Here is a 26,812-nt window from a genome sequence, read left to right on the forward strand (position 1 = left end):
TCTGTTATTTAATAAGTGATTGACACATTGATCCATTCGGCATCAAAGTTTGCTTTATATTTTTCATAAAACTTTATAGCGGGCTCATTCCAATCGAGGACTTGCCATACCATGCCATGGAATCCACATTGTTTACCGTAAGCTAAAGTTTTATCAAAAAGCAGTTTTCCTATCCCCAGACCTCGCATTCTTTCGGTGACAATCAGATCCTCCAAATAGAGTCTTCTGCCTTTCCACGTCGAATATCGGACATAATATAATGAAATTCCGACAATTTCGCTATCCACTTCAGCAACAAATGCGCCCCAAACGGGATTCTTTCCAAAGCCTGCATCTTTAAATTCTTCAAGTGATACTGTGACTTCGTCTGGTGCTTTTTCAAAAATAGCCAATTCTTTAATCAGCTCGAGCATTTGTGGGCAATCATTGTCAATTGCCTCTCGTATGGTTGCTTTAATCATTGTTTTTGAAGTGCTTGATTACTCTTTTACCAAATATTGTGCTTCCGATGCGTACCATTGTTGAACCTTCTTCAATCGCCAGCTTATAGTCTGAAGACATCCCCATGGAGAGAATATTGAAATACTCTTCCTTCCGATAAAAACTTGCCTTAATCCCATCGAATAACATTTTTAACTCATAGAATTCAGCTTTAATGACTTTTTCTTTATCCGTATTGGATGCTATGCCCATTAAGCCACAAATTCGAATATTTTTTAATTCTAGAAACTCGTCGTCGCGAAGAAGCTCAACTAGCTCAGCATGGTCGAAACCAAATTTTGTTTCTTCTTCTGCAATATATACCTGCAACAAACAGTCGATTGTACGCTTCGCTTTCTGAGCATGTTTGTTAATCTCTTTTAATAATTTTAATGAATCAACTGACGCAATTAAGCTGATGAATGGTGTAATATATTTAACCTTATTTGTTTGAAGGTGACCAATCATATGCCACTGAATATCTTTAGGTAAAAGCTCTGCTTTTTCAACTAATTCTTGAACATGATTTTCACCAAAGATACGTTGTCCTGCCTCATAGGCTTCCATAATGTCCGAATTGGATTTTGTTTTTGAAACTGCTACAAGTTGTACCCCAACAGCCTCGGTTTCCAATCTTAACGTTTCTAAATTATTAGCAATACTCATTTCCGATATAGTTTTGATGATGTAAAAAGTGCCAAATGTCGGTGCTTTTTGTAAATTTGTACAAAACTACGAAATGCTACGATTAATACTGAATCTACTTGCAGTGATTTTTTTATTTGGTTCTTGTGTCGGAACTGGGGGGAAAGATATTATCTCTCAAAGTAAGTTTGTGGATGCATTGACAGAAATTCAGCTGACAGACTCTTATCTTAATATTTTACCCATTGATAGTGCACGTAAAGTGATGTTGCCATTGTATCAAGTGACCTTTGATAAATATGGATTGGATTCGATTTCTTTTCGAAAGAATTTAGACTATTATGGTAAGGATGCTGAAGTGATGTCTGCGATTTATAAAAAAGTGGAGGATAATTTAACGAAGGAGAATAAGATTTACGCAGATATAGAACGTAAAAAACAAGATTCAATTCGAACGCGCGATTCAATACAGAATATGCGTATTCAAGATAGCACCAATCGCGTTATGCGTGCACAGCAGGCTTATCAGGAACGAATTGCAGCCCTTATCCATTATCTGCCAAATAAGACGAAATTCAACTTTAGAGAAGCTTCTTCCTTGTTTAATACAAGCTTTCAGACAAAGACTGGTATAAGCTTGAACGGCTATCTCATGAACCAATTGTCGGTTGGTAATTCAAATTTACCAATTGAATCACCTTCTCCACAGAAAGATACAGCTTCCAAACTGAAAACACCTGGTACTTCAGTCAAGGATACTGTTGTGACACAAAAGCGTGTGGAGCCACAATTACCAACAAATGAATTGGAAAAAAGACCAATTCTTACGCCGCCGCAACATATCAAGCCGCCGACGAAACTTTAACCATCAAAGAATATAATTTCTATGGTATATCCAATAAATGCAATTGATAAACTCGGATTTTCCGAGATAAAAGATAAAATAAAACAAAAATGCTTAAGCGAGTCGGGGCGTGAGCTAGTTGAAAAAATTCAACCTCAAACCCGGTTTGACCAAATCGACCGATTTTTAAGACAGACCAGCGAGTTTAAGGATCTTCTAATGAATGATGGCGCATTTCCAGTTGAAAATTTCTTTCCGCTTAGATCCATTATTGAGAAGGCTCGGGTTGAGGGAGCATTTTTATTCGAGGATGAATTCTTTCGGGTGTTATTATCCCTCAAGACTGTTTACGCGATTATTCGTTATTTTAATGAACGGGAAGGACTCTATCCCAATCTAGAAATATTGTTTGAACATTTACCGATCGAAAAGGGGATTATTCGCGATATCGAAATGGTCATTGATGAACGTGGAAAGCTTAAAAATAATGCTTCCCGATTACTATTGGAAATAACCCAACAGATTCAACGAGCAGAACAGGAGGCACTTAAACGTATCAATAGTATCTTTAAGAGCGCACAGGACAGTGGCTGGACAGCGGACGGGAATCTGACGATACGGGATGGAAGGCTCTGTATTCCTATTCTTGCGGAAAATAAAAGAAAGCTCAAAGGTTTGATTCATGATGAGTCAGCTACGGGACAAACAGCTTATATAGAACCTGAAGAAGTATTTCAGTTAAACAATAAGATTAGGGATTTAGAGTTTGAACGTAGACGTGAGGTCATCCGTATTTTAGTGGAGCTAACGGACAAGGTCCGACCACATATTCCGCTATTGCTTTCCTATCATAGCCTATTGACCAAAGTAGATTTTGTGCGCGCGAAAGCACTTTTTGCCTTGGATATTGAGGCGGAGATGCCCGAGTTATCGAAGGAGGCCGAGATTAATTTGGTCAATGGTCGACACCCGCTTCTATTGCTGAATCAGCATCATACTGTTGTTCCGTTGAATATTCAAATCGATAATATTCAACGCATTATTGTTGTCTCAGGGCCAAATGCGGGAGGGAAATCTGTATGTATGAAAACGGTTGGTCTGTTGCAAATCATGGTGCAATCGGGCTTATTAATACCAGCGGAACCGACAAGTAAAGTCGGTGTTTTTAAGCAAATATTTGCAGATATAGGCGATGATCAATCCATTGAGAGTGATTTAAGTACCTACAGTGCACATCTGTCCAAGATGAAATATTTTACAGAATTTGCAAACGGGCGTACTTTGGTACTGATCGATGAGTTTGGAACAGGTACTGACCCTTTGTTTGGCGGACCTATTGCTGAGGCTGTATTGGAATCACTTAGCAAAAAACAAATTAGGGGAGTTGTGACAACACACTATTCAAATCTTAAAGTATTTGCTAGTAACACGACGGGTTTGGAAAATGCTTCAATGTTATTTGACAATCGCGAAATGAAACCGATGTATATCCTTCAAATTGGCAAGCCAGGAAGCTCTTATGCTTTCGAAATCGCGCAGAAAATAGGGTTAAGTAAGGATATTTTGGAATCTGCTAAAAGTAAAATTGGTGTTCAACAGAAGAAGGTAGATACACTATTGATCGATCTTGAACGAGAAAAGAAAGAGGTGTTTGATACAAAAGTTGCTATTAATAAGCGCGAGAAGGAACTGGAGTCAATTAAATCGGAGTATTTGGAATTGCAAAGTTATTTGGAAGAAAATAAGCGCGTGATTTTGAAGAAGGCGAAAGAGGAAGCACAGCAGATTATTAAAAGTTCGAATAAGTTAATCGAAAATACGGTAGCACAGATCAAATCTGCAAAAGCGGACAAAGAGAAAACACGTGAGTTGCGCAGCAATTTGGATCAGGCACTTCAAGCTGTTCTCCCCAAAGAGCAAAAACCAGCAAAGCAAATCGTCAAAGAGAAAATGCCTGAATCCACCGTATTAAATATTGGGGATTGGGTACAGATTATAGATAATGGTGCTGAAGCGCAGATTGTCGAAATTGCAAAGAACAATCTTATTCTTGCCATGGGTGAATTGCGTACTGTTCAAAAGCGAAAGAATGTGCTTAAACTCGAAGGTCGGGAAGGGAAGAAGTCTGCAAAAAGCCTATCAAAATCACTATCTTCTGGTAGTGTAGCTGATTTTAAACCAGAACTTGATTTAAGAGGCATGCGCACAGAAGACGCACTGAATGAATTAGAACGTGTTCTGGATCGGGCTGTCATGATAGGTTATCCATCCTTAAAAATTATTCATGGTAAAGGTGATGGTATTTTGCGCAAATTTATTCGCGACTACCTTCGTAAATATAGCCATGTAAGCCGTTTTGAGGACGAGCATCAGGATCGTGGGGGCGACGGTATAACTTACGCTTATCTATAGCCTAAATTGCATGGAGCTCCGAACATTCGCAGCTCCATGTTTCATCTTTCTGCAAAGTTTAGTATGGAGAATATTATTAACTTTTTGACTAGTGAGCCTCTGTTAAACGCTGTCACTTCAATTTTGTGTGGCAGTTTAATTGGTTTTGAACGTGAGTATAGGAATAAATCTGCTGGATTTCGAACGGTAGTGCTTATTTGTTTCGGTTCGGCGATGTTTACTATTGCCTCCTGTTTGTTTATTGGAAATAGTACGGATCGCGTTGCTGCAAATATTGTGACTGGTATAGGCTTTATTGGCGCAGGTGTGATCTTTAAAGGTAAGCTATCTGTTAGCGGTCTCACAACAGCGGCCGTTATTTGGGCGACAGCTGGTATTGGCATGTTTGCCGGATTGGGGCAATTGGTTTATGCCATTTCCTTTGCTGTCTTTATGGTGGTAATACTCGCACTTTTTCAGCGGATCGAAATTCTTCTGGCTCGTTATTACCTAATCCGTTCTCTACACGTGAAATTTAGTTCCAATGAGTTTTATCACTTACATGAGTTTGAACAGTTGGCATTGGATTTTAAGATTAAAGCTACCAGGCGTATTATTGAAAAGATCAATGGTAAGTTGGAGGTAATGTATGATATTTCTGGCAAAATGAACGATCTAGATCGTTTTAACCAACAATTGGCAGGTTCATTAGTTATAGATGAGTTTTACTATAACAAATAAACAGATCTATAACTAATCTCAGCATAGCTTAGGTCGTTTCTTTACCTCCAAAAGTAATCAAAACCATACCTGAAATAATGACAAACATACCCAATACTTGCTGCCAGCTCAATGGAATTTTAAAATATAGCGCCATCGCTAACTGGACGGTCAAAAATGTACCGCCAGAACATAAGGCAATTACGATAGGTTGAGAGACATTTTTAAATAACTGTACAAGAAACCAACTTGCCGATAAAAGAATAATGTTTCCAATAATTAAAGTTGTCCATTTATACTTTGGATGTATCCCGCCAAGTTTAAACAGGATAGATGAAATAATTTGGCAGGCCCAAAATGCCACAAAATAGATATAGTTCAGCATGGATTTTTTATTCGTATCTACTGTAAGCACTGTTAAAAGATTGGCGCATCGATGCGAATTGATCGATCACACTTTTTAGAAATTCTTCGTCGAGTAAATCAAAGACCCCATTTACACCGCCAATTATATCCATTTCTGCAATTTTATAGGATTGTTCTAAGTTTCCTTGCTCGAATTTAATAATGAATTTTTGATTCATACCAAAAATTGAAATCTTGCAATCGGGATGGGGGAGTTCAGCTATTAATCTCATGTAAATTTCGTGTTTTTTAAAATTAGCATAAAAATATAAAAAAACGCCCAAATGCAATGCATTTGAGCGCTCAGGATTATGATATGATTAGAAAAAGGCGTGTTATACGATACCTTGTGCTTTCATCGCGTTAGCGACTTTTATAAAACCACCAATATTGGCACCTTTCAAATAATTAACGAATCCACTGTCTTGCCCATATTTCAAACAAGTTTCGTGAATGCTTTCCATAATAGTTTTTAAGCGGTTGTCAACTTCTTCTGTACACCATTGTGTACGGATTGAGTTTTGAGACATTTCCAGGCCACTGACAGCAACACCACCAGCATTCGCAGCTTTACCAGGAGCAAAACTGATTTTTGCGTCTAGAAAAACTTTAATAGCTTCTGCAGTAGAAGGCATATTAGCACCTTCAGCTACGCAGATACAACCATTTGCTACAAGCGCTTTAGCATCCGATTCTTCTAATTCATTTTGTGTTGCACATGGTAATGCGATATCACATTTAAATTGCCAAGGCTTTTGACCAGGTAAGAACTGGGCATTCGGATAACGTGCAGGATATTGATCGAGGTTTCTTCCCAAAGTAGCCCCAAATGCCATTTTTTCAGCATCAAAACCATCAGGATCATAAAGTGTACCCAAACTATTTGAAACTGTAATTACTTTGGCGCCAAGTTGAACGGCTTTTTCAACAGCGTAAAAGGCTACGTTGCCAGCACCAGATACTGTCGCTACTTTACCTTGTAAAGATTTTCCTTGATATTTGAATATACAGTCAACAAAATATAGAAGCCCATAACCAGTAGCTTCAGGACGAATATATGATCCACCCCATAATTCACCTTTACCCGTTAGAACCCCTGTAAAATTGTTTTGAAGTCGTTTAAATTGACCAAATAAGAAGCCAATTTCACGTCCACCAACGCCAATATCTCCCGCAGGAACATCTGTATCTGCGCCAATATGACGATAAAGTTCAGTCATAAAGCTTTGACAAAAACGCATAATTTCATTATCTGTTTTACCTTTAGGATCAAAATCAGAGCCCCCTTTACCACCACCAATTGGCAGTCCTGTTAAGCTGTTTTTAAATACTTGCTCAAAAGCGAGGAATTTTAAAATACTTTGGTTAACAGAAGGAGCGAAGCGGAGACCGCCTTTATATGGACCGATTGAACTGTTCATTTGAACTCGATAACCACGATTTACCTGTACCTGGTGGTTATCATCCAACCAAGTTACACGGAAGGATATAATCCGCTCTGGTTCAGTCAGTCTTTCAAGAATCTTTTGGTCGAAAAATTCAGGATGGTTTTCGGTAATATAAGGAAATAAATCCTCGGTAACTTCTTTTACAGCTTGTAAGAATTCTGGTTCATTTGGATTGCGTTTCTCAACGATTGAGATGAACTCGTTAAAATTTTTTGACATGTTTTAATTAGTAAAATTTCCCTTTGGCTGGCACTAATTTATGTATTTTTTAATGAAAAACCAATATTTGTTAATTATTTACAAATATTAATCTGTTTTAATGAAATTTCATATTTTATATTTTTCGTTTAAAATCGATGATTCGTTGGTGAAATGTGTGTGTAGTGATGTATTAACTGTATTTTGTTCGATTTTTGTTATTGAAAAACGAAAATAATTCTATTTTGATAAAATACTTTAAAATGAGGTCTATAATTATAAAATATCTAACATCTAATGCTTTTTACTGATTATTTGGCAAATATTCAGCTTAGTTTTAATCCGGATGCCTACGCCCTCTTTGTACATTATTTGTTTATAATTTATATTATGTTAAATATCTTAAATCGGGACCTGCCCTGTTAGTTAAACTTCGTAAAAAAAGGAACTCAGACAATGTCTGAGTTCCTTGAAAAATATTTAGGTTGAATATTTACGTTTAAAAAATATTAATCGACAGCTTGAATCATTAAAGCTCCAACGGTTAGATTTGTCCGTGGATCAATAACAATGGCTTGAGAATTTGCAGCATTTTCCTGCTGCAAATCAAATACTAGATTCTCAGCGGATTTAATGGCTATTCGACCAATATCATTGAGTTTGATCGGGTCGCTATATATTTTTTCCTGTGTATTGATATCAAATTTATACAACACATCTACTATCTTAACTTTGGTTAATTTACTGTGGCTTTGGACAAGATAAACTTGTTCTGTATCCAAAGGTTTATTGTCGAACCAACATAAATTTGCTTGAATATTACGCTCAAACTTCGGTGGATGTTCTACACTCGCAATGGTATCGCCACGACTAATATCAACATCATCACTGAGGTGTACAATGACAGATTGTCCGTTTTCAGCCCGTTGAAGTTGTTGTCCGTTTAATTCAATCGCTTGAATTGTGCTATATGTTTCTGCTGGATAAACAATGACCTGGTCACCAACCGTTAAGCCCTCTCCTAGTACGCGGCCTGCATAACCTCTATAATCGTGCAAATCTTCTGTTTGTGGTCTTACAACCCATTGGACGGGAAACCGCCAACTGGCTGCTTCCTGTTCGTGAATTTCTACATTTTCCAGGTAATCCAATAAAGATTCGCCTGCATACCAGCTCATTCTTTCGGACTTATGGACAATATTGTCTCCTTTTAAGGCTGAAACAGGTATGAAATCAATATCCTTAAGTCCGAGATTAGTTGCTAAAGTTAAATAATCGGCTTTGATCTGTTCGAAAACAGAAGCGCTATAATCGACCATATCCATCTTGTTAATGCAGACCAAAACTTGTTTCATGGCCAATAATTTAGCAATGAAAGAATGGCGTTTTGTTTGCTCTATTACGCCTTTTCTAGCGTCAACCAAAATGATTATAAGATCGGAATTGGAAGCGCCAGTTACCATGTTTCTGGTGTATTGGATATGTCCTGGAGCATCGGCTATAATATATTTTCGCTGTTCAGTCTGGAAATATTTATATGCTACATCGATTGTTATCCCTTGTTCGCGTTCAGCTTTAAGTCCATCAGTCAATATGGCCAAGTCTACTGTCCCGTCGTCATTTTTCCGGTTGGCACGTTGTATAGCTTCCAATTGGTCATCCAAAATGGAGTTTGTGTCGTATAGTAATCGGCCAATCAAGGTACTTTTACCATCATCTACAGAACCGGCCGTTATAAATTTCAATATATTCATTGTTGTCAATATCAGGTGTTTGATTTGAATTAAAAGTATCCTTGTTTTTTACGTTCTTCCATAGCTGCTTCAGATACTTTGTCGTCCATTCTGGCGCCACGTTCACTTACCGTTGAGGCCTTGATTTCAGCGATAATATCATCTAGCTCAGTTGCCGTTGAATCTACCGCTGCTGTACAAGTCATGTCACCCACAGTTCTGAAACGTACAGATTTACGTTCTATATTATCCTCTGCATCGATATTTAAGAATGAGGCGGCAGCCATCAATTGCCCATTGCGGGTAATAACCTCCCGTTCATGGCTGAAATAGATAGATGGCAATGCGATCTGTTCGCGTTTAATATAATTCCAAACATCGAGCTCGGTCCAATTTGAAATGGGAAACACGCGGACATTTTCACCCTTATTTATTTTGCCATTAAAGATGCTCCAAAGCTCAGGTCTTTGGCGTTTGGGATCCCATTGTCCAAATTCGTCACGCACTGAGAAGATTCTTTCCTTGGCACGGGCTTTTTCTTCGTCCCTACGTGCGCCACCGATACAAGCGTCAAAACCATGTTTTGAGATTGTATCGAGTAAGGTAACTGTCTGCAAGGCATTTCGACTTGCATTTTTTCCCTTTTGTTCAACAACTTTCCCTTGATCAATGCTGTCTTGAACATAACCAACAATAAGTTTTTCTCCTATATCTTCAATCAGAGAATCCCTGAAAGTGATTGTTTCGGGAAAATTGTGACCAGTGTCAATGTGAACTAATGGGAAAGGAAATTTACCCGGTCTAAATGCTTTTTTTGCCAAGTGAACAAGTGTAATCGAGTCCTTACCACCAGAGAATAATAGCGCTGGTTTTTCAAATTGTCCGGCTACCTCTCTTAAAATATATATTGCTTCCGCTTCTAAATGATCTAAATAGTCCATTCTCTGAAATAATAAAATTTGATTTAATGAATTTGGGTTTCTGCTTCGCTATTTTATGATTTAACACCGTGCAAACCACATTCTTTTTTACTTTGATCTTCCCACCACCATCTACCAGCGCGGAAGTCCTCTCCTTCTTGTACCGCTCTTGTACAAGGTTGACAACCGATACTTGGGAAACCCTTGTCGTGCAGCACATTGTAAGGGATATATTGTTCTTTACAATATTTTTTTACTTCCTCAAAAGTCCAGTCAAATAAAGGATGGATTTTGATGATTTGGTTTGCTTCATCGTATTCGATAAAGTCCATATCGTGGCGATTGATGGATTGATCTGATCGGATGCCCGTTATCCAAATTTTTTTTCCTTTAATCGCACGTTGTAAAGGTTCAATTTTCCTTATCCTACAACATTCCTTTCGATTCTCAACCGACTCATAGAAGGAGTTTGGGCCTTTTCTGCTGATAAAATCTTCCAACAATGTTGTATCAGCAGTATAGGTTTTGATGTGCAAATGATAGCGCTCCAAGGTACGGTTCCACAGGGAATAGGTTTCTTTGAACAGTCGTCCAGTATCCAGCGTGAATATTTCGATATTGATATTATTTTTACCGACCCATTCCGTGATTACTTGATCTTCAATACCGAAAGAGGTCGAAAAAACTACCTCATTAGGAAATAAGGAGGCTATTGTTTGTAAGAGCTCCACTCCTTTTTTTTTGCCAATAATTTCTTTAATTTCCTTAACGTTCATAACGTAATATATTTTTGGTATGCTCGTTCAACTGCTTTACTTTGTATTCGAAATCTCCTCTAAGCTGCTCTCGATAAGTACTCATGAGCGACAGTGTTTCGTCAATTTCCTCCGGTAGCAGGTCATTTAATAGTTCCTTCACCCTTTTGGCAATCGTTGGTGATTTACCATTGGTGGAAATGGCTATTTTCAGGTTGCCTTTTTTTACAATGGATCCGAGATAGAAGTCGCATAATTCGGGTTTGTCCGCGGCATTAAATAGTATGTTATTTTGCCTTGTTAAATTACGCAACTGCTCGTTAAGCTCAATGTTATTGGTTGCTGCAATGACAAGTTGTTTGTCCGTAAGGTCATCTGGTGCAAAAGGACGAATGTTGAGCTGAATTTGTGCGTAATTTTGCAATAGTTCCTCAAATTCTGGGATGATTTCCCTAGTCACAATGGTCAGTTTTAAGCTTTCATCATTGGATATTAAAGCCTGAAATTTTTCCAATGCAACTTTCCCGCCTCCAACAAGTAAGGTGTCAATTTGATTTAGTTTGACGAATATTGGAAATAGCTGGTTCATATCTATAAAGCTAAAGCTTTTTCTTTAATGTGTTGGAATGAACGATGCTTAGCAACGACCTCGCCGATTACAATAATCGCCGGTACGCCGACCCTTTTCTCTGTTGATTCGTCAAGAATATTATCGATAGTACCCAGTACAACCTTTTCATTAGGCAATGAACCATTTTGAATTAAGGCTATTGGTAAATTGTGCAGATTTCTTTGACGGTAAATTTCCACGATCTCTGCCAATTTTCCATAGCCCATCAAGACAACGACAGTGGCCTTGGATTCTGCCGCCAGATAAAGATCTGTTGACAGTGAGCCGTCTGATTTGGAACCTGTAATGACCCAAAAGCTCTCACTGATTCCCCGGTAAGTTAATGGAAGTTGTTGTAGTCCGGTAAGCCCAATTGCGGAGGAAATACCCGGCACAACTGCCGTTTCAATACCATATTGTTGTACGTAATCAATTTCTTCTCCACCACGGCCAAAAACAAATGGATCACCACCTTTTAGACGGACAACATGGCCATAGTTTAAGGCATAATCCACCAAAAGGCGATTAATTTCATCCTGTGAAGTAGAGAGTTGTTCTGCTCGTTTTCCAACGTATATCTTGATGCATTCAGCCTGTGCGTAATCCAGTAATTCTTCATTCACCAAGGCATCGTATAAAATGACATCTGCTTTTTCTATTGCTTTGATGCCCTTTAGGCTGATCAGATCCGGGTCACCCGGACCTGCTCCGACTAATGTTACTTTTGCTTTTATTGACATACCTATTCCCTCCTATACCAATACTGGTTTTAAATTTTTACGTTGATAGACTCCATTGATAAACTTCGTTGCTTCCTGAAGGTAGTTGATTGCAAAATGCTCCGTTGGTTCATTTTTACTAATCTGTAAGACTAATTCCGGAAACGTTTGGTCAAAATTATATTCACCTGTTTCCACGAAATGTGTTTGGAATTCGTTTATTACGATATTTTGTGTGCTTGCGCTAACTCCCTTATCCAATAATAGGGCTTTTGCTGCTTGTACAAAGGCATTATAGGCATGATAAATTGCATCCGAGAATTTGGATTCTTGAAATGTTTCATTTGCCCATTGCAACTTTTCTTCCGCCTCATAGATCAATGTGGCAACCAAGTCAATAACGACACCCGCACACTCGCCAACCCCGATTGCCGTTTGGAAAGTTCCTTCATGCCCCCAGTCGACAAATTCGTCTTCAGCGAGATTGGTCAGATCCGATAGCGGTTTTAAAAGATTATAAAAGTAATTCTTACTTTGTCTGTCGTAGTAAGCATGGAAATTTTCATTTGCTTCCGCATTTTTTTTATAATCATTTAGCACCCATTCTACAACATGTAAGACTCTTTTTGTTGGTACTTTGATAATACGCTCTGCAACACGCCCTTCACCATTGCCAATTGTTCCACCGCCAAGCATAACTTGTGCTGCAGGAACCACTTTGCCTTCCGCTTTGACTGAACTACCATGAAAGCCAATATGTGCCAGACCATGTTGGCCGCAAGAATTCATACAGCCCGAAATTTTGATTTTTAAATCACGATTAAAGACAAAATCTTGATGAAATTCAGCGATATAAGATTCAATAACCCGGGCCATTTCGGTACTGTTTGAGATGCCTAGATTACAGGTGTCCGTACCAGGGCAAGTTGTTACATCTGCTGTACTATCAAAACCGACCTGAGCTAGATCCAAAGATTTAAGTAATTGATAAATATGTGGCAGTGACTTTTCTGTTGCGTATTTTAGCAGTAAGCTTTGGTTTTGCGTGATACGGATATCGTCAGCGACCAAATTGTTCAGACCAGCAACCAACGCACGTGCTTTATCTGTACCAATATCACCCGTGGATACCCGTACATAGACACCATAATATCCGTCTTGTTTTTGTCCGAATGTATTGGTGCCCTTCCAGACCTGATAGTTTAGGTCGCTATCTAGATCAATAGCTGATAACTGGCTGTCGTCTGGTGGTAATGGCTGTTCGATTTTGGTTCGGTCGATCGGATAGCTTTTCACCTTCGTCGCAATTTTTTCGGCTTCAATTAAATTTAGCACTTCTTCTAACCCTAATTTCTGAATAAGGTATTTGAATCGAGCTTTATTGCGGTTATTTCTTTCGCCATAACGATCAAAGACACGAAGTGTAGCTTCTATATAGGGGATCAGTTCATCCTCTGGTAGAAACTCGCTTGTTACTGATGCTAAGAAAGGCTGAGATCCCAATCCCCCACCCAATAGCACTTTAAAACCCCTAGTTTCCACACCATTGACAACTTTTATTTTTGGAATAAAACCAAGGTCATGAATATAGGAAAACGCCGTGTCTTCATCACTGGCGGAAAATGACATTTTGAATTTTCGTCCCATTTCCGCACATACTGGATTACGTAAAAAATATTCAAAGGTAGCCTGAGCATATGGCGAAACATCAAAAGGTTCCTTTGGATCGATTCCTGAACTTGGAGAAGCGGTGACATTACGGACTGTATTCCCACAAGCTTCACGTAATGTAATATCGTCTTCAGCCAATTTGGACCAAAGTTCCGGTGTACGGTCAAGGCTAACGTAATGAATCTGTATATCTTGACGTGTGGTCAGGTGCAGGTTGCGGCTTGCGTATTCGTCTGATATCGCTGCAATTTTGTTCAATTGCTTAAACGTAACCTTTCCAAATGGAAGTTTTATACGAACCATTTGAACTCCAGGTTGTCTTTGTCCATATACCCCCCTAGCCAAACGCAAGGATCTAAATTTCTCGTCGGCAATTTTGCCCTCATGGAACAATCGAATCTTTTTTTCAAGTTCGATAATTTCCTTTTCCACGATTGGGTTTTCTAATTCTGTGCGGAAGCTTTGCATATAACAAATAAAATCTATTGATTTAGTATTCTTTTCTCAGGGTCAAATGTAAAAATATTTTTTTAATATTCTATAATATCTACCAAATTAATATATATTTGCCCTATAAAATTTAATATACAAAACCTGTAGACTTTTAGGTGTAATGATAAGAAAGTGTTTTATAGTTCTGATTTTAAGCTATGTAATCGTATTTAAAATGACTTCCTGTGCGCCGAAAGTTAAAAATGGTTACAGCAAGGAACATGGTTTTGAAGGTAATATTTCTTTGTCCGGTGCATTTGCCCTTTATCCTTTGGCACTGGTTTGGAGTGAAGATTTTAAAAAAATACACCCCAATGTTCGCTTCAATATTTCAGCTGGAGGTGCTGGAAAAGGAATTGCAGATGTTCTTACAGGGATGGTTGATATTGGGATGGTATCTAGAGATCTACATGAGCAGGAAATAAAAAAAGGGGCTGTTCCAATTATTGTTGCAAAAGACGCCGTTATCTGTACGATCAATCCTGACAACCCTAATTATCCTACTATTTTGAAGCGTGGTTTGAGTCGCGAAGAATTGCTGAATATTTTTGTGAATCGAAAGTTTAAGACCTGGAAAGAAATTGATTCTCAGTTTACGGCGGATCCTATCAACGTGTATGTGCGTTCGGATGCTGCTGGAGCAGCTGAAACATGGGCCAAATTTTTTGGTCATAAGCAGGAAGATCTGCAAGGTATTGGCATTTTTGGTGATCCCGGGATTGCCCAAGCTATTAAGGATGATATCAATGGGATTGGATTCAATAACATTAATTACGTTTATAATCTAAAAACTAACAAGGTCTTTGACCGTATTGCTGTTGTTCCTTTGGATCTGAATAAAAATGGACATGTTGAAGATAATGAGCAGTTTTATGGTACACTATCTAATTTGACAGAGGCCGTTGCTACAGGGAAATACCCTGCTCCACCTTCAAGAGAGTTAACCTTTGTAACGCGTAATAAGACCGAATCCCTTCTGTTGAAGGAGTTTATTTCTTTTGTGCGCCAGAAACAGGCGCAATCGCAGCTCCTTGAAAATGGTTATGTCCCACTAAATGAAACACTGATAAAAGAAGAACTTAATAAGTTATAGCATGCTAAATACTCGTCTCGTTAAAGATATATTGGTCAAGCGATCCACTTTGCTCCTCTTACTGATTTCACTTTCAGTTGTGGTGATTATTGCGGTTGGTTTAACCATAAAATCGATTCCGTTATTTGAATACAGTAATATCTTTCAACTGTTAACCGATAAGGTTTGGTCACCAATGAAAGGGTCGTTTGGCTTTTTGCCTTTTATTGCAGGCACGCTTGCCGTTACCTTGATTTCTCTTATTATTGCGATTCCACTTTGTATACTGACTGCTGTTTACTTAACTGAATATGCTTCGGATGCTTTAAAGAATATGATGCTTCCTTTGGTCAATATCTTGGCTGCAATACCACCTGTACTTTATGGAGTCTGGGGTGTCTTGTTTATTGTACCCTTGATTCAGTTGTATATAGCGCCGATCTTTGGTGTTGTAACCTCTGGATATTCTGTGCTTGCTGGCGGTATTGTATTAGCGGTGATGATCTTTCCCATCATGATCTCCATCATGGTTGAGGTACTTCAGACCATTCCCTATGACTTAAAGGCGGCCTCGCTATCTTTAGGTGCGACAAAATGGGATACCATCAAACATGTTATTCTGAAAAAAGCTAGGCCGGGTATTGTTGCTGCCATTGTTTTGTCAACATCTAGAGCCTTTGGTGAAACAATAGCGGTATTGATGGTCTGTGGCAATGTTGCAAAGGTGCCGACTTCGGTATTTGATGCGGGATATCCAATTCCAGCATTAATAGCCAATAATTTTGGGGAAATGATGTCAATTCCGCTTTATGAATCTGCATTAATGTTCTCAGCGTTGCTGCTGTTCGTGATCATATTTGTTTTTAATTTAATATCTCGTCTTATATTGAGACGACTGGAAGGAGCTCAGCATGGATAATACGAAAAGACGGCTATTGAGTGAAAAGGTAGCCAAAGGTTTTATGCATCTCTCTGGGATAACTGTCACTGCTTCCCTATTTTTTATCGTAGGAACTATCTTGTATAAGGGGCTTCCTTATCTCAGTTGGGCGATGGTTAGTCAGTTGCCAAAAGGTGGATTTTATATTGGAAAGGAAGGTGGGATTTTGAATGCGATTTTGGGTTCTCTTTATTTAGCAGGTGTGGCAACAGCCCTGTCTGCAATTATAGGAATTCCGATTTCGTTGTACCTTAATGTTTATTTGGGAGCGAAATCAAAAGTGACTCAACTTTCTAAATTGTTGTTTGATGTATTGTATGGTGTTCCTTCTATTGTTTATGGGGCTGTTGGTTTTGGAATTATGGTTTATTTAGGTATTCGAGCATCGCTATTGGGGGGTATCATTACAGTGACACTGCTAACGATTCCAATTGTGGTTCGTACTGTGGACGAATTGATCAAAACCATTCCTGAAGACCTAAAGAATGTTACTCTTTCCCTAGGGACAACACGCTGGGAATTGGCTAAGGTCATGCTAAGGAGTGTCCGAACAGGGCTTCTTACTGCAATTTTGTTGGCTTTTGGGCGTGCTATTGGTGATGTTGCAGGCGTTTTATTGACAACAGGTTTTAGTGATAATCTTCCAAAATATATTGATGAACCGGCAGCAACGTTGCCATTGGCCATATTTTTTCAGTTAAGTAGTCCTATTCCTGAAGTTCAGGGGCGCGCTTATGCTTCAGCTTTAGTTTTAACAATCATTATTTTAATTATTGTAGTATGCACTCATATCCTTCAATCGAAACAAAAAAATCGTCGATAACAAATCCCTTGATCAATCCACATATTGAAATCAAGGATCTTAACGTTTATATTGACGGGCGACATATACTCAAAAATATCAACCTCGCGCTACCAAACAATAGTGTCACATCTATTATTGGTCCTTCAGGTTGTGGGAAAACAACGCTTTTGAAGACGCTTAATAGATTGGTAGACGATACTAAAGGTGTTGAAATAACGGGTTCGGTTCTCGTTAATGGTGAGGATATTTATGGTAGAAATGCTGAAGTAACGCATATTCGTAAGAAAATGGGACTTTTGTCCCAAAAACCTTATCCGCTACCAATGTCGATCTATGACAATGTGGCTTATGGTCCTCGTATACATGGTACTCGAAGCAAAAAGGAGTTGGACATAATTGTGGAAACACAATTGCGAAATGTGGCTCTATGGGACGAAGTCAAGGATCGCCTCGGACATTCGGCTAGCGGATTGTCCATTGGTCAGCAACAAAGGCTTTGTCTTGCAAGAGGTTTGGCTGTAGAACCTGAGATTATCCTTGGGGATGAATCGACATCTGCATTAGATCCACTTTCTACTGCTAAAATTGAGGAATTATTAATTGAATTGAAGAAAGATTATACCATTGTATTGGTGACGCACATCTTGCGACAGGCAAGACGCGTGTCTGATTATGTCCTTTTTGTTTACGGGGGCGAGATCCTTGAGTTTGGCCCAACAGAGCAGGTTCTGTTAAATCCTCAAAATGAAATAACAAAACAATATGTAAAAGGGTTTATTTCCTAGGTGTAGCAAATGTGCAGGCGGGATCGTTCTAATTAAGATTTAAATAACTTAATTATGAAAAGTAGCTGTTTTATTGCCATACCATTGGTCCTGTCAAGTTTTTTTATTTCCTGTAGTAAAGATGTCGCTTATTCTTCTGAATTTGATAAGAGTTATGAAGCTTATCAAAAATATAAAAAGGAGAATGCAAATTCTTATCAATATACTGTTACCAGCTCTTCCTGGACAGGAAGTAATAGTACGACCACAATAACAGTTTTTAACGGTCAGGTAGAACATAGATCATATGAAGCCAAAACACACCTCGAAGATGGCAAAGTGCAGACTTATGCTAAATGGACCGAAAACAAGACTGAATTAAATACGCACGACGAAGGCTATGAAGCTTCTACGCTGGATCAAGTTTATGAGAGAGCAAAGAAGGATTGGCTGATAAAAAGAAGAGACTCAAAGATCTATTTTGAAGCCAAAAACAATGGTCTAATTTCTTCTGCGGGCTATGTTCCCGATAATTGTCAAGACGATTGCTTTGTTGGGATAAACATCAGTAAAATCAGCATGCCACCGATATCGTTTCCATAAAATCAGTTTATAAACCTCGTTTAAGGAATTATGCGGGACCATTCTAGTTAAAATATGAATAATCCCGCATTTTATTTTACCATAGTATCAGATAGATTCTACTTCCTACTTCAGATGAAATAAATCATCAACGCCAAGTATCTTCTTGGAAGTAAATCCTTCGGCATATTTCGCTTGAATGTACCGTCCAAATTCTCGCGCTCTAGCAGCAGTCGATTCCATGAAATCCGGATTAGAAATATACGTCTGTGGTTCATCCGGATTTACATTTTCTCCGGTATAGAATTGAGTTTTGTAAGCTAGTACAGATTTTTCTTTAATGTGATAATAATCTGTTATATCAATGACAACATCAGGTTTGATATAATAGTCTTGTACAAATTGCAGTACCAATCGAGGGCGGTAGGCCTCCTGAGGAATATTGTCCTGATCAAAAGTTTCCACTTTTCTCAAGCCAGCAAGAAAGCAGGCTTCGTTGACCATCTGTCCCGCTCTTCCATGGTCTGGGTGGCGATCAGTAATGGCATTTGTAATGATAATATCCGGTTGGTATTTGCGGACGGCCCTTATTACAGCCATTTTTTCTTTTTCAGCATTTTCAAAGAAACCATCTCTTAGGCCAAGATTTTCTCTAACGGCCAGCCCTAATATTTCGGCAGCATCTTTTGCTTCTTGTGCTCTAGTCTCCGCTGTGCCACGCGTGCCGAGCTCACCTTGGGTTAAATCAACAATTCCTACCTTTTTTCCTTCTGCAACATATTTTGCCATCACACCTCCTGCGCCTAGCTCAGCGTCATCTGGATGTACAGCAATGATAAGTAGATCTAATTTTAACATATAATATTTCTCTCTTTTAATTGGCTTCCCTTTTTATGACAAATCATTCCAATTGACCGATGGATAGTTTTGGCGAAAAACCTTTACTAATCCTGTGTGGTTATTGATCCCAAGTCCATATACGACTCGGCCTGTGCTGTGGGGAACTGCGGCAAATGTAAGCAGTTTATGGGTTACTCTTGTAAAAGACGCTCAATATTGCGACAAATTTTACTTGATAATGGCGAAGTAGTCGGATAATAGAAATCAATGACCTCTCCTTTTTTGTTTACCAGATATTTGTGGAAATTCCAGGAAGGTTTACTGTTAATATGTCCATTTTGATCTTTGCTCGAAAGAAAACTGTATAAAGGTGTTGTGTATTCGCCGATAACATGGCTACGCTTAAAAATAGGAAAACTCACCTGTTGATTGATCCGGCAGAATGTCTCTAGCGTACTACCGGTTAACGGTTCCTGGTTACGAAAATTATTTGCTGGAAATGCCAGAATTTCGAAACCTTGGTCTTTATATTTTTGGTAAAGTTTTTCGAGCGATTTAAATTGTCTGGTAAAGAGACATTGGCTGGCAGTATTGACAATGAGTAAAACTTTACCTTCAAAATCAGCGAGGGATTTTTTTTTACCGTTAAACTGAAGTGCGTCAAAGTCGTATACTGTTTTCATCTGGTTTTGGTTTGATTGGTCACATAACAGGTTGAGGTCTCGACTTCTCGAATTCCCTAATGATATTTTCAATGGCAAAGTCTTCTTTTGGGTCATAAGTTGACTTTAGGTTGTGACCGAATATTTTCGCGACTCCCTGATAGAAAAAAGCGGAAATCCCACCCTTCATTTCCTTTACCATTTCATAACCGGTATGTCCCGTATAACGATCGATCAATTTAATGAGTATTTTGCCTTGTGAAATAGTCATATTTTTGATTTCTCGGTCAAACATCTGTTTTACGTCACTTTCACATTTTTCAACCAATGCTTTATGTTCCTTTTTGTCCGAAGTTAGCGCGAGATCTCTGTCTAGCTGATCATATCTTTTTTGCGCATATATAGCATAAGGAAGAACCTTTAGGACATTTCTTCTAAAGCGGAGATATTCTCTTCGTGCTTCTTCACTTGACCAGGTTCTTTTGGCTACAACAGTGACCTCTGGAATCGGAAACCAAGGTAGCACCTCTCCGCTTGTCAAGGTTGTTGTCATATAGCTGTTTACGATCTCCTGCGCCCCCTCTCCATACAAAGGAAGAGTGAGTGATTGAGACTGTGCCCATACGGACAAAGTCCTTGTGAGGAAAAGCAAACAAAATAATATTGTCTTCATTTGGGCAATTATATAACGCTTTTTAATTTGTCAATGCTATAATATTTTGGTAGATTTATTACAAAATAAGTTAGCTTGAAAATAGTATTCAAGAATACATTAACTAAATTACACAAATTTACTCAAAAAACATCATTTACCTGCAACGTTTATGAAAGATTATGTGATTGATATTGAAGCAGAAAACAAAGAGATAAGGAAACGTTACCGTGCATTGTTGCGCGCTTGTAAGCCAACTTTACAGCGTGGAGACAAGCAGGAGATCCGAAAGGCATTTGATTTAGCATTGGATAGTCATAAAGAGATGCGACGCAAATCAGGAGAGCCTTATATTTATCACCCAATAGCTGTTGCCCAGATTGCTGCTGAAGAGATTGGCTTAGGAACAACATCTATAGTATGCGCCTTGCTCCATGATGTAGTTGAAGATACCAATGTTACATTGGATGAAATTGAAGAAATGTTTGGTAAGAAAGTTCGCCGAATTATCGATGGGCTTACCAAAATTTCAGGGATTTTTGATCCAAACAGTTCCATGCAAGCGGAGAATTTCAGAAAAATGTTGCTCACACTGGCTGACGATGTTCGTGTAATTCTCATTAAATTGGCAGATAGGCTGCACAATATGCGTACTATGGAATTTATGGCCAGGGATAAGCAGCTGAAGATTGCTTCGGAGACAAGTTACCTTTATGCACCATTAGCACATCGTCTTGGGCTGTATGCGATAAAATCCGAATTGGAAGATCTCTCGATGAAATTTACCGATCCGGACACCTATAAATTTATAGCTCGAAAACTGAATGAGAAGAAAGCCGAGCGCGAAAAATTTATAGGCGATTTTATTGGTCCCATCAAAGAGATATTGGAGGAACAGGGTATTAAGGCGTCCGTATTTGGGCGACCTAAATCAATCCATTCTATTTGGAATAAGATGCGAAAAAAATCGATTCCTTTTGAGGAGGTTTATGATTTGTTTGCCATACGTATTGTAATAGATGCTGTGGATGAAAAAGAAAAAACCGAATGTTGGAAAGTCTATTCTATTGTCACAGATTTGTATCGCCCTAACCCCGACCGTCTTCGGGATTGGATTTCCTCTCCGAAAGGAAATGGTTATGAGTCTTTACATACTACGGTAATGGGACCTAAAGGGCAGTGGGTAGAAGTTCAGATTCGAACCAAACGGATGAATGAAATTGCCGAAAAAGGGTTTGCAGCGCATTGGAAGTATAAAGAATCAAATTCAGATTCTGGCTTGGATCAATGGATCAAAAAGGTACGCGATGTCTTAAGTAGTCCGGATCAAAATGCGATGGATTTTGTGGATGATTTTAAGATGAATCTTTTCTCCGATGAGATTTTTATATTCACCCCCAAAGGAACACTGATTCAACTACCCAACAATGCCACTGCTTTAGATTTTGCCTTTGAGATCCACTCTGATATTGGGGCAAGTTGTATTGGCGCCAAAGTAAATCACAAACTTGTTCCTTTGAGTCATATTTTGCAAAATGGGGATCAGGTAGAGATTATTACATCGAGCAAGCAGTCGCCTAAGGAGGATTGGTTGAATTTTGTTGTGACTGCAAAAGCCAAATCCAAAATCAGATCTTCTTTAAAAGAGGAAAAGAGAAGAGTTGCGGAGGATGGGAAAGAGATTTTGGAACGTAAGTTGAAATCGCTAAAAGTTACCTATAATACGGATAATATTAATAAAATTGCCAACTTTTTAAAATATCCTAGTTCGCAGGATCTTTTCTACAATGTTGCTAAGGGCATTGTTGATATTCGGCAACTGAGAGAATATGTTGCGCATGAAAAAGCAGTTGAAATTAATGTAAGTTCTTCATCAGGAAATCAATTTAATACCCATATAGGTGGACTAGTTGAAAAGATAAATAAGAAGGAATTCGACACGATCTTAATTGGTGACGACATGCAGAAAGTCGATTACACGTTAGCACCCTGTTGTAACCCTATCCCTGGTGACGATGTCTTTGGCTTTTTGACAGTTAATGATGGTATAAAAATTCACCGTACGAGCTGTCCAAATGCCTCCAAGCTGATGGCAAATTATGGCTATAGAATTTTAAAAGCACGCTGGGCTTCTACAAAAGATTCTGCATTTTTGACAGGTTTACATATAGTTGGCATAGATGATGTTGGATTAGTAAATAAGCTTACAACTGTTATTTCGCAAGAATTTGCTGTTAATATTCGGTCCTTGTCAATTTCAAGTAACGAAGGTATTTTTGATGGTAATATTATGGTCTATGTGAATGATACTGCTCAGCTTGAAAGTTTGATGAGAAATTTAAAGCAAGTCAGAGGGATAACAGGTGTCAATCGATATGAATCGGAAAATTAATAGCCAAGAGTTGGATTGAAAATTACGCTAAGGCGACTACTATTAAGCACTATTTTTAATAGAGGAAATATCAATCTTAATTGGTAAATTTGTACAAGAATATTTTTACTATGAATCAAGCTGAAAATTTTGCAACTGTAAAAAAAATCTTTGAAGCCTACTTAGAAAATAAAAATCTAAGAAAAACACCAGAGCGCTATGCGATTTTGGAAGAGATTTATTCACGTACTGATCACTTTGATGTAGAGTCTTTGTATATCCATATGAAGAACAAGAAATATCGTGTCAGTCGTGCTACAGTTTATAATACCCTAGAACTTTTGGTCTCTTGTGACTTGGTTACAAAACACCAGTTTGGAAGGAACATGGCGCAATTTGAGAAGTCTTATGGGTTCAAACAACACGATCACGTGATCTGTATTGAATGTAATAAGGTCGTTGAATTCTGTGATCCACGTATCAATCAAATTCAGAGTCTCATGGGGGATCTTTTAAAATTTGACATTAAGCACCACTCTCTCAATTTGTATGGTGTATGTCAAGACTGTCAACTTAAGAACAAAAAAGAAGAGACCGTCGCTCACGAAGCTATTTCAAATTAATCTTATATTTTCTTAAATATAATAGTACATTTGTTCAGGAATGTTCAGGGGGAAAATTCCTGAACATTTTATTTTTGAATAGAGTCTATTTTTATTAATAACATTTTAATTACTATACTTTAAAAGCTATGCAAGTTGATGTGCTTTTGGGCTTACAATGGGGTGACGAGGGTAAAGGTAAAATCGTAGACGTATTTTGTCCAAAATACGATTTAATCGCTCGTTTCCAAGGCGGCCCTAACGCCGGACACACGTTGGAATTCGATAACAAGAAATTCGTACTCAACACAATTCCATCTGGTATCTTCAATGAAGGTACACTAAATCTTATTGGTAATGGCGTCGTTATCGATCCGATTATCTTAAAAAGAGAGTTAGACAACCTGAAGACAGCTGGTTTTGATCCGGTGGGTAAAGGCAATTTGGTTTTAGCGCGTAAAGCACACCTTATTCTGCCGACGCACCAATTATTGGATGCTGCCTCAGAATCAAAAATGGGTGCAGGAAAAATCGGATCCACGCTGAAAGGTATCGGTCCAACTTACATGGATAAAACCGGTAGAAATGGTTTACGTGTCGGTGATACAACACTTCCAGATTTTCAAGAGCGTTACCAAAAGTTGAAAGAAAAACACCTAAGTATTCTTTCGCATTACGGTGAAATACCTGATTTCAGTGAAAAAGAGAAAGCATTTTTAGATGCAATCGAATTCATTAAATCTATCCCACATGTGGATTCAGAGCATTTGGTGAATCAATATCTGAAAGAAGGCAAACGTGTGTTAGCTGAGGGTGCTCAAGGTACGCTTTTGGATGTTGATTTTGGTTCTTATCCATTTGTTACTTCATCTAATACCACAACGGCCGGAGCTTGTACAGGCTTAGGTATCGCACCAAATAAAATCGGCAAGGTATATGGTATCTTTAAAGCATATGCGACTCGCGTAGGTGGCGGTCCCTTCCCTACTGAACTTCACGATGAAACTGGCGAAAAATTACGTCAATTAGGTCATGAATTTGGAGCGACTACAGGCCGTGCTCGTCGTACGGGATGGATCGATATTCCAGCTTTGAAATATGCCATTATGTTGAATGGCGTGACAGACTTGATTATGATGAAGGCTGACGTTTTGGATACCTTCGACAAAATCTACGCATGTACACATTATAAGTATAATGGTGAAGTGATTGATTATATGCCTTATGAAATCATCACGCATCAAGCAGAACCTATCTTAGAAGAAATTGATGGGTGGAAACAAGATTTGACCGGTATAACGTCTGAACAAGAAATACCTGAAGCATTAAAAAATTATATTTCTTATTTAGAGAAAGCTCTTGAAGTACCTATCACGATCCTATCGGTAGGTCCTGATCGTAAACAAACATTAGCTTTATCAAAATAAACTATGCGGATCGAAAGTTTTGATCTTCTCGATTCTAAAGATAAATTTCATCAAAAAGCCCTGCACTGGTCGGGGCAATTTGATGAAATTTCTTTCTTTAATAGTAATGGGATGTCCGATCAATGGGGCAAATTTGAACAGATCTTGGCTGTCAAGGCATTATTCTCTTTCCGTGCAAATGAAAATGTATTTGACCAGCTCGACGCTTTTTTGAGATTACATCAATCTCAGTTTATCCCCGGATTTCTATCCTACGACCTTAAGAATGAGATAGAAGAATTACAGACAACAGGAAAGGATCAGCTCGAATTTCCAGAAGCTTATTTCTTTGTGCCGGCAATTACACTTCGATGGATGGCGGGTCAAGTGCATATAGAAGCCGAGGATCCTGTTAAAATCTATCAGGCTATTTCCGATACTCAGATTCCTGCGATAACCCCAATTTCTGTGCAGGTGCAGTCGCGTTGGACAAAGGGTGAATATGTCAAAGCTTTTGAAAATGTACAGGCACATATTCAGCGTGGAGACATCTATGAAGTGAACCTTTGCCAGGAATTTTTTGCTGATGATGCTGATATCTCTCCTATGGAAGTTTATCATCGGTTGAATACCATATCACCTACGCCCTTTAGTTCATTTTTCAAGGTAGGTTATCATTTTATCATGAGTGCTTCTCCGGAGCGATTTTTAGCGAAAAGACAAGGAAAGTTGATTTCTCAGCCGATTAAAGGAACGGCCAAAAGGGGGGCAAATCCAACAGAGGACCAACAGATTATAGCTGATATGTTGAGGTCAAAAAAAGAGATCGCCGAAAATGTGATGATCGTTGATTTGGTTCGTAATGATTTGACACGAAGTGCTCTTCCCGGAACGGTTGAGGCCACCCGCCTTTTTGAGATTCAATCCTTCGAACAAGTGCATCAAATGATTTCGACTATTACCTGCATGCAAGATCCAGAAGTCGCCAATGTGGATGTATTTAGAAATACCTTTCCGGCAGGTTCGATGACAGGTGCTCCCAAAATTGCAGCTATGCAAATTTGCGATCAGCTTGAAGCTCGAAAGCGAGGTATCTATGCTGGATCTATCGGTTACTTTGACACTGTGCATGATGAATTTGATTTTAACGTCGTTATCCGTTCATTGCTTTACAATAAACAAAAAAGGTACCTTTCCTTTCATACTGGTGGAGCAGTTACCAATCAGGCAGCTGCCGATCAGGAGTATCAAGAATGTCTTTTGAAGGCTTCTGGTATTCTTGAAGCTTTAGATGCTAGCTTGGGAGAATAAAACTATACTAATTTTGTAGAGAATATTTTTTGCTTCAAGTATTTTTTCGACCTTTGTCTCGTTGGCTACACAGATTCCCTATATCGATCTACATACGCATCGGAATTATCCGGTCAAAGAACGTGTTACTCTTTCTATTAAGAATATCACGTTGAACCATTCGGAGACAATTTCTGAAGCGGATTGTTCAGTAGGTTTACACCCATGGTATATCAATGAGAATACTGAACACGATTTGGAACTCCTGGTAGACGCATTAGCTCGGAGTCAAGTTTTAGCCATAGGTGAATGTGGTATAGACAAAAATATCGCCACTTCCCTCTCCGACCAACAGCCTGTGTTTGATCAACAGGTTCGCTTGGCTAAAACGTATAGGAAGCCCTTGATAATTCATTGTGTTCGAGCTTTTCAGGAGATTGTTGATTGTCTAAAAAAAGTGAATTTTAACGAAGCTGTTGTTTTTCATGGATATCGTAAGAACTGGACCTTGGCTCAACAGTTAATCGATCAAGGGTATTATCTTTCCATAGGAAAACATTGTTTAAACGGAAGTCAAGACGAACTTTTACAAAATATTTCACTCTGCCATTTGTTTTTAGAAACAGATACAGATACGACTGTAGAAATTGCTACACTTTATCGCTACGTAGCTCGGCTCAGATCGATCGAACTGGAAGAGTTAAAACGGGCTTTATTCCAAAATTATAAGAAAGTATTTAATAAATGAACCCATCATAATTTGATTATTCACGTTGAATGATAGATTTTGGGAAT

Annotated in this window: 27 protein-coding genes; 13 read left to right on the forward strand and 14 right to left on the reverse strand. The window is 38.6% G+C overall.

Annotated elements, in window-relative coordinates:
* Window positions 1–8: 8 nt before the first annotated feature.
* Both M2419_RS10550 and M2419_RS10555 read right to left on the reverse strand, forming a co-directional pair.
* On the reverse strand, window positions 9–461 hold the full coding sequence (locus tag M2419_RS10550) for a GNAT family N-acetyltransferase (RefSeq protein ID WP_153848497.1): 453 nt from the start codon (window positions 459–461) through the stop codon (window positions 9–11).
* On the reverse strand, window positions 454–1,146 hold the full coding sequence (locus M2419_RS10555; RefSeq protein ID WP_153848496.1) for a YggS family pyridoxal phosphate-dependent enzyme: 693 nt from the start codon (window positions 1,144–1,146) through the stop codon (window positions 454–456). The genes M2419_RS10550 and M2419_RS10555 overlap by 8 nt, the downstream gene beginning before the upstream one ends.
* A 73-nt stretch (window positions 1,147–1,219) precedes the next feature.
* Here M2419_RS10555 and M2419_RS10560 point away from each other — a divergent pair, with 73 nt between their 5' ends.
* From M2419_RS10560 to M2419_RS10570, 3 genes are all read left to right on the forward strand, one after another.
* Window positions 1,220–1,990, forward strand: coding sequence for a DUF4296 domain-containing protein (locus tag M2419_RS10560; protein WP_153848495.1), 771 nt, complete (start codon window positions 1,220–1,222; stop codon window positions 1,988–1,990).
* A 21-nt stretch (window positions 1,991–2,011) separates the two neighbouring features.
* Window positions 2,012–4,381, forward strand: coding sequence for an endonuclease MutS2 (locus M2419_RS10565; RefSeq protein WP_159726735.1), 2,370 nt, complete (start codon window positions 2,012–2,014; stop codon window positions 4,379–4,381).
* A gap of 63 nt (window positions 4,382–4,444) precedes the next feature.
* On the forward strand, window positions 4,445–5,101 hold the full coding sequence (locus M2419_RS10570) for an MgtC/SapB family protein (RefSeq protein WP_159726732.1): 657 nt from the start codon (window positions 4,445–4,447) through the stop codon (window positions 5,099–5,101).
* Between the two features lie 28 nt (window positions 5,102–5,129).
* Here the strand turns inward: M2419_RS10570 and M2419_RS10575 are convergent, their stop codons facing one another.
* From M2419_RS10575 to M2419_RS10615, 9 genes are all read right to left on the reverse strand, one after another.
* Complete coding sequence (locus M2419_RS10575; RefSeq protein WP_227550360.1) at window positions 5,130–5,465, reverse strand: hypothetical protein; 336 nt, start codon at window positions 5,463–5,465, stop codon at window positions 5,130–5,132.
* Between the two features lie 7 nt (window positions 5,466–5,472).
* Entirely contained in the window at window positions 5,473–5,718 is a 246-nt protein-coding gene (locus M2419_RS10580; protein WP_153848492.1) for a hypothetical protein, read from the reverse strand.
* Window positions 5,719–5,820: 102 nt separating this feature from the next.
* Window positions 5,821–7,152: an NADP-specific glutamate dehydrogenase gene (gene gdhA / locus M2419_RS10585; protein WP_153848491.1), complete on the reverse strand. Its 1,332-nt coding sequence runs from the start codon at window positions 7,150–7,152 to the stop codon at window positions 5,821–5,823.
* Between the two features lie 488 nt (window positions 7,153–7,640).
* Window positions 7,641–8,885, reverse strand: coding sequence for a sulfate adenylyltransferase subunit 1 (locus M2419_RS10590; protein ID WP_153848824.1), 1,245 nt, complete (start codon window positions 8,883–8,885; stop codon window positions 7,641–7,643).
* A 29-nt stretch (window positions 8,886–8,914) separates the two neighbouring features.
* The gene (gene cysD, locus M2419_RS10595) at window positions 8,915–9,805 is read right to left on the reverse strand and encodes a sulfate adenylyltransferase subunit CysD (RefSeq protein WP_088161554.1); all 891 of its coding nucleotides are present in this window, start codon (window positions 9,803–9,805) and stop codon (window positions 8,915–8,917) included.
* Window positions 9,806–9,858: 53 nt separating this feature from the next.
* Window positions 9,859–10,560: a phosphoadenylyl-sulfate reductase gene (locus M2419_RS10600; RefSeq protein ID WP_159726730.1), complete on the reverse strand. Its 702-nt coding sequence runs from the start codon at window positions 10,558–10,560 to the stop codon at window positions 9,859–9,861.
* Window positions 10,550–11,128 (reverse strand): bifunctional precorrin-2 dehydrogenase/sirohydrochlorin ferrochelatase, encoded by a 579-nt coding sequence (locus M2419_RS10605; protein ID WP_153848822.1) that lies wholly within the window; start codon window positions 11,126–11,128, stop codon window positions 10,550–10,552. The genes M2419_RS10600 and M2419_RS10605 overlap by 11 nt, the downstream gene beginning before the upstream one ends.
* A 2-nt stretch (window positions 11,129–11,130) precedes the next feature.
* Complete coding sequence (gene cobA, locus M2419_RS10610) at window positions 11,131–11,889, reverse strand: uroporphyrinogen-III C-methyltransferase (protein ID WP_120336169.1); 759 nt, start codon at window positions 11,887–11,889, stop codon at window positions 11,131–11,133.
* A gap of 12 nt (window positions 11,890–11,901) precedes the next feature.
* Window positions 11,902–14,007, reverse strand: coding sequence for a HEPN domain-containing protein (locus tag M2419_RS10615; protein ID WP_259254947.1), 2,106 nt, complete (start codon window positions 14,005–14,007; stop codon window positions 11,902–11,904).
* Between the two features lie 199 nt (window positions 14,008–14,206).
* Between M2419_RS10615 and M2419_RS10620 the strand changes: the two genes are divergently transcribed.
* Genes M2419_RS10620 through M2419_RS10640 form a run of 5 tightly spaced genes read left to right on the forward strand, consistent with a single transcriptional unit; the run spans window position 14,207 to window position 18,215 of the window.
* Window positions 14,207–15,124 carry a PstS family phosphate ABC transporter substrate-binding protein gene (locus tag M2419_RS10620; RefSeq protein WP_259254948.1) on the forward strand — a complete coding sequence of 306 codons (918 nt, stop codon included), beginning with the start codon at window positions 14,207–14,209 and terminating at the stop codon, window positions 15,122–15,124.
* Between the two features lies 1 nt (window position 15,125).
* On the forward strand, window positions 15,126–16,022 hold the full coding sequence (pstC, locus tag M2419_RS10625) for a phosphate ABC transporter permease subunit PstC (protein WP_153848818.1): 897 nt from the start codon (window positions 15,126–15,128) through the stop codon (window positions 16,020–16,022).
* Complete coding sequence (locus tag M2419_RS10630) at window positions 16,015–16,866, forward strand: PstA family ABC transporter permease (protein ID WP_159726724.1); 852 nt, start codon at window positions 16,015–16,017, stop codon at window positions 16,864–16,866. Before pstC ends, M2419_RS10630 begins: the two co-directional genes overlap by 8 nt.
* Window positions 16,824–17,633 (forward strand): phosphate ABC transporter ATP-binding protein, encoded by an 810-nt coding sequence (locus tag M2419_RS10635; RefSeq protein WP_153848816.1) that lies wholly within the window; start codon window positions 16,824–16,826, stop codon window positions 17,631–17,633. Before M2419_RS10630 ends, M2419_RS10635 begins: the two co-directional genes overlap by 43 nt.
* Before the next feature lie 54 nt (window positions 17,634–17,687).
* Window positions 17,688–18,215 carry a hypothetical protein gene (locus M2419_RS10640; RefSeq protein WP_153848815.1) on the forward strand — a complete coding sequence of 176 codons (528 nt, stop codon included), beginning with the start codon at window positions 17,688–17,690 and terminating at the stop codon, window positions 18,213–18,215.
* Window positions 18,216–18,320: 105 nt separating this feature from the next.
* Here the strand turns inward: M2419_RS10640 and bshB1 are convergent, their stop codons facing one another.
* The 3 genes from bshB1 to M2419_RS10655 form a co-directional block, all read right to left on the reverse strand.
* Window positions 18,321–19,052, reverse strand: a complete 732-nt coding sequence (bshB1, locus tag M2419_RS10645) for a bacillithiol biosynthesis deacetylase BshB1 (protein WP_153848814.1) — start codon at window positions 19,050–19,052, stop codon at window positions 18,321–18,323.
* A 173-nt stretch (window positions 19,053–19,225) separates the two neighbouring features.
* Complete coding sequence (locus M2419_RS10650) at window positions 19,226–19,717, reverse strand: glutathione peroxidase (RefSeq protein WP_153848813.1); 492 nt, start codon at window positions 19,715–19,717, stop codon at window positions 19,226–19,228.
* 19 nt (window positions 19,718–19,736) lie between these two features.
* Window positions 19,737–20,369 carry a DUF4294 domain-containing protein gene (locus M2419_RS10655; protein WP_153848812.1) on the reverse strand — a complete coding sequence of 211 codons (633 nt, stop codon included), beginning with the start codon at window positions 20,367–20,369 and terminating at the stop codon, window positions 19,737–19,739.
* A 151-nt stretch (window positions 20,370–20,520) separates the two neighbouring features.
* On the opposite strand from M2419_RS10655, the gene M2419_RS10660 reads away from it, so the two are divergent.
* From M2419_RS10660 to M2419_RS10680, 5 genes are all read left to right on the forward strand, one after another.
* Window positions 20,521–22,740, forward strand: a complete 2,220-nt coding sequence (locus tag M2419_RS10660) for a bifunctional (p)ppGpp synthetase/guanosine-3',5'-bis(diphosphate) 3'-pyrophosphohydrolase (RefSeq protein WP_070564136.1) — start codon at window positions 20,521–20,523, stop codon at window positions 22,738–22,740.
* 110 nt (window positions 22,741–22,850) lie between these two features.
* Entirely contained in the window at window positions 22,851–23,342 is a 492-nt protein-coding gene (locus M2419_RS10665) for a Fur family transcriptional regulator (protein ID WP_046673375.1), read from the forward strand.
* 128 nt (window positions 23,343–23,470) lie between these two features.
* The gene (locus tag M2419_RS10670; RefSeq protein ID WP_070564133.1) at window positions 23,471–24,748 is read left to right on the forward strand and encodes an adenylosuccinate synthase; all 1,278 of its coding nucleotides are present in this window, start codon (window positions 23,471–23,473) and stop codon (window positions 24,746–24,748) included.
* A 3-nt stretch (window positions 24,749–24,751) separates the two neighbouring features.
* On the forward strand, window positions 24,752–26,038 hold the full coding sequence (locus M2419_RS10675; RefSeq protein WP_153848830.1) for an anthranilate synthase component I family protein: 1,287 nt from the start codon (window positions 24,752–24,754) through the stop codon (window positions 26,036–26,038).
* A gap of 61 nt (window positions 26,039–26,099) precedes the next feature.
* Window positions 26,100–26,765, forward strand: coding sequence for a TatD family hydrolase (locus M2419_RS10680; protein ID WP_159726718.1), 666 nt, complete (start codon window positions 26,100–26,102; stop codon window positions 26,763–26,765).
* Window positions 26,766–26,812 lie beyond the last annotated feature (47 nt).

This window comes from Sphingobacterium sp. BIGb0116, assembly GCF_024808035.1.
Taxonomy (GTDB): Bacteria; Bacteroidota; Bacteroidia; order Sphingobacteriales; family Sphingobacteriaceae; genus Sphingobacterium; species Sphingobacterium paramultivorum.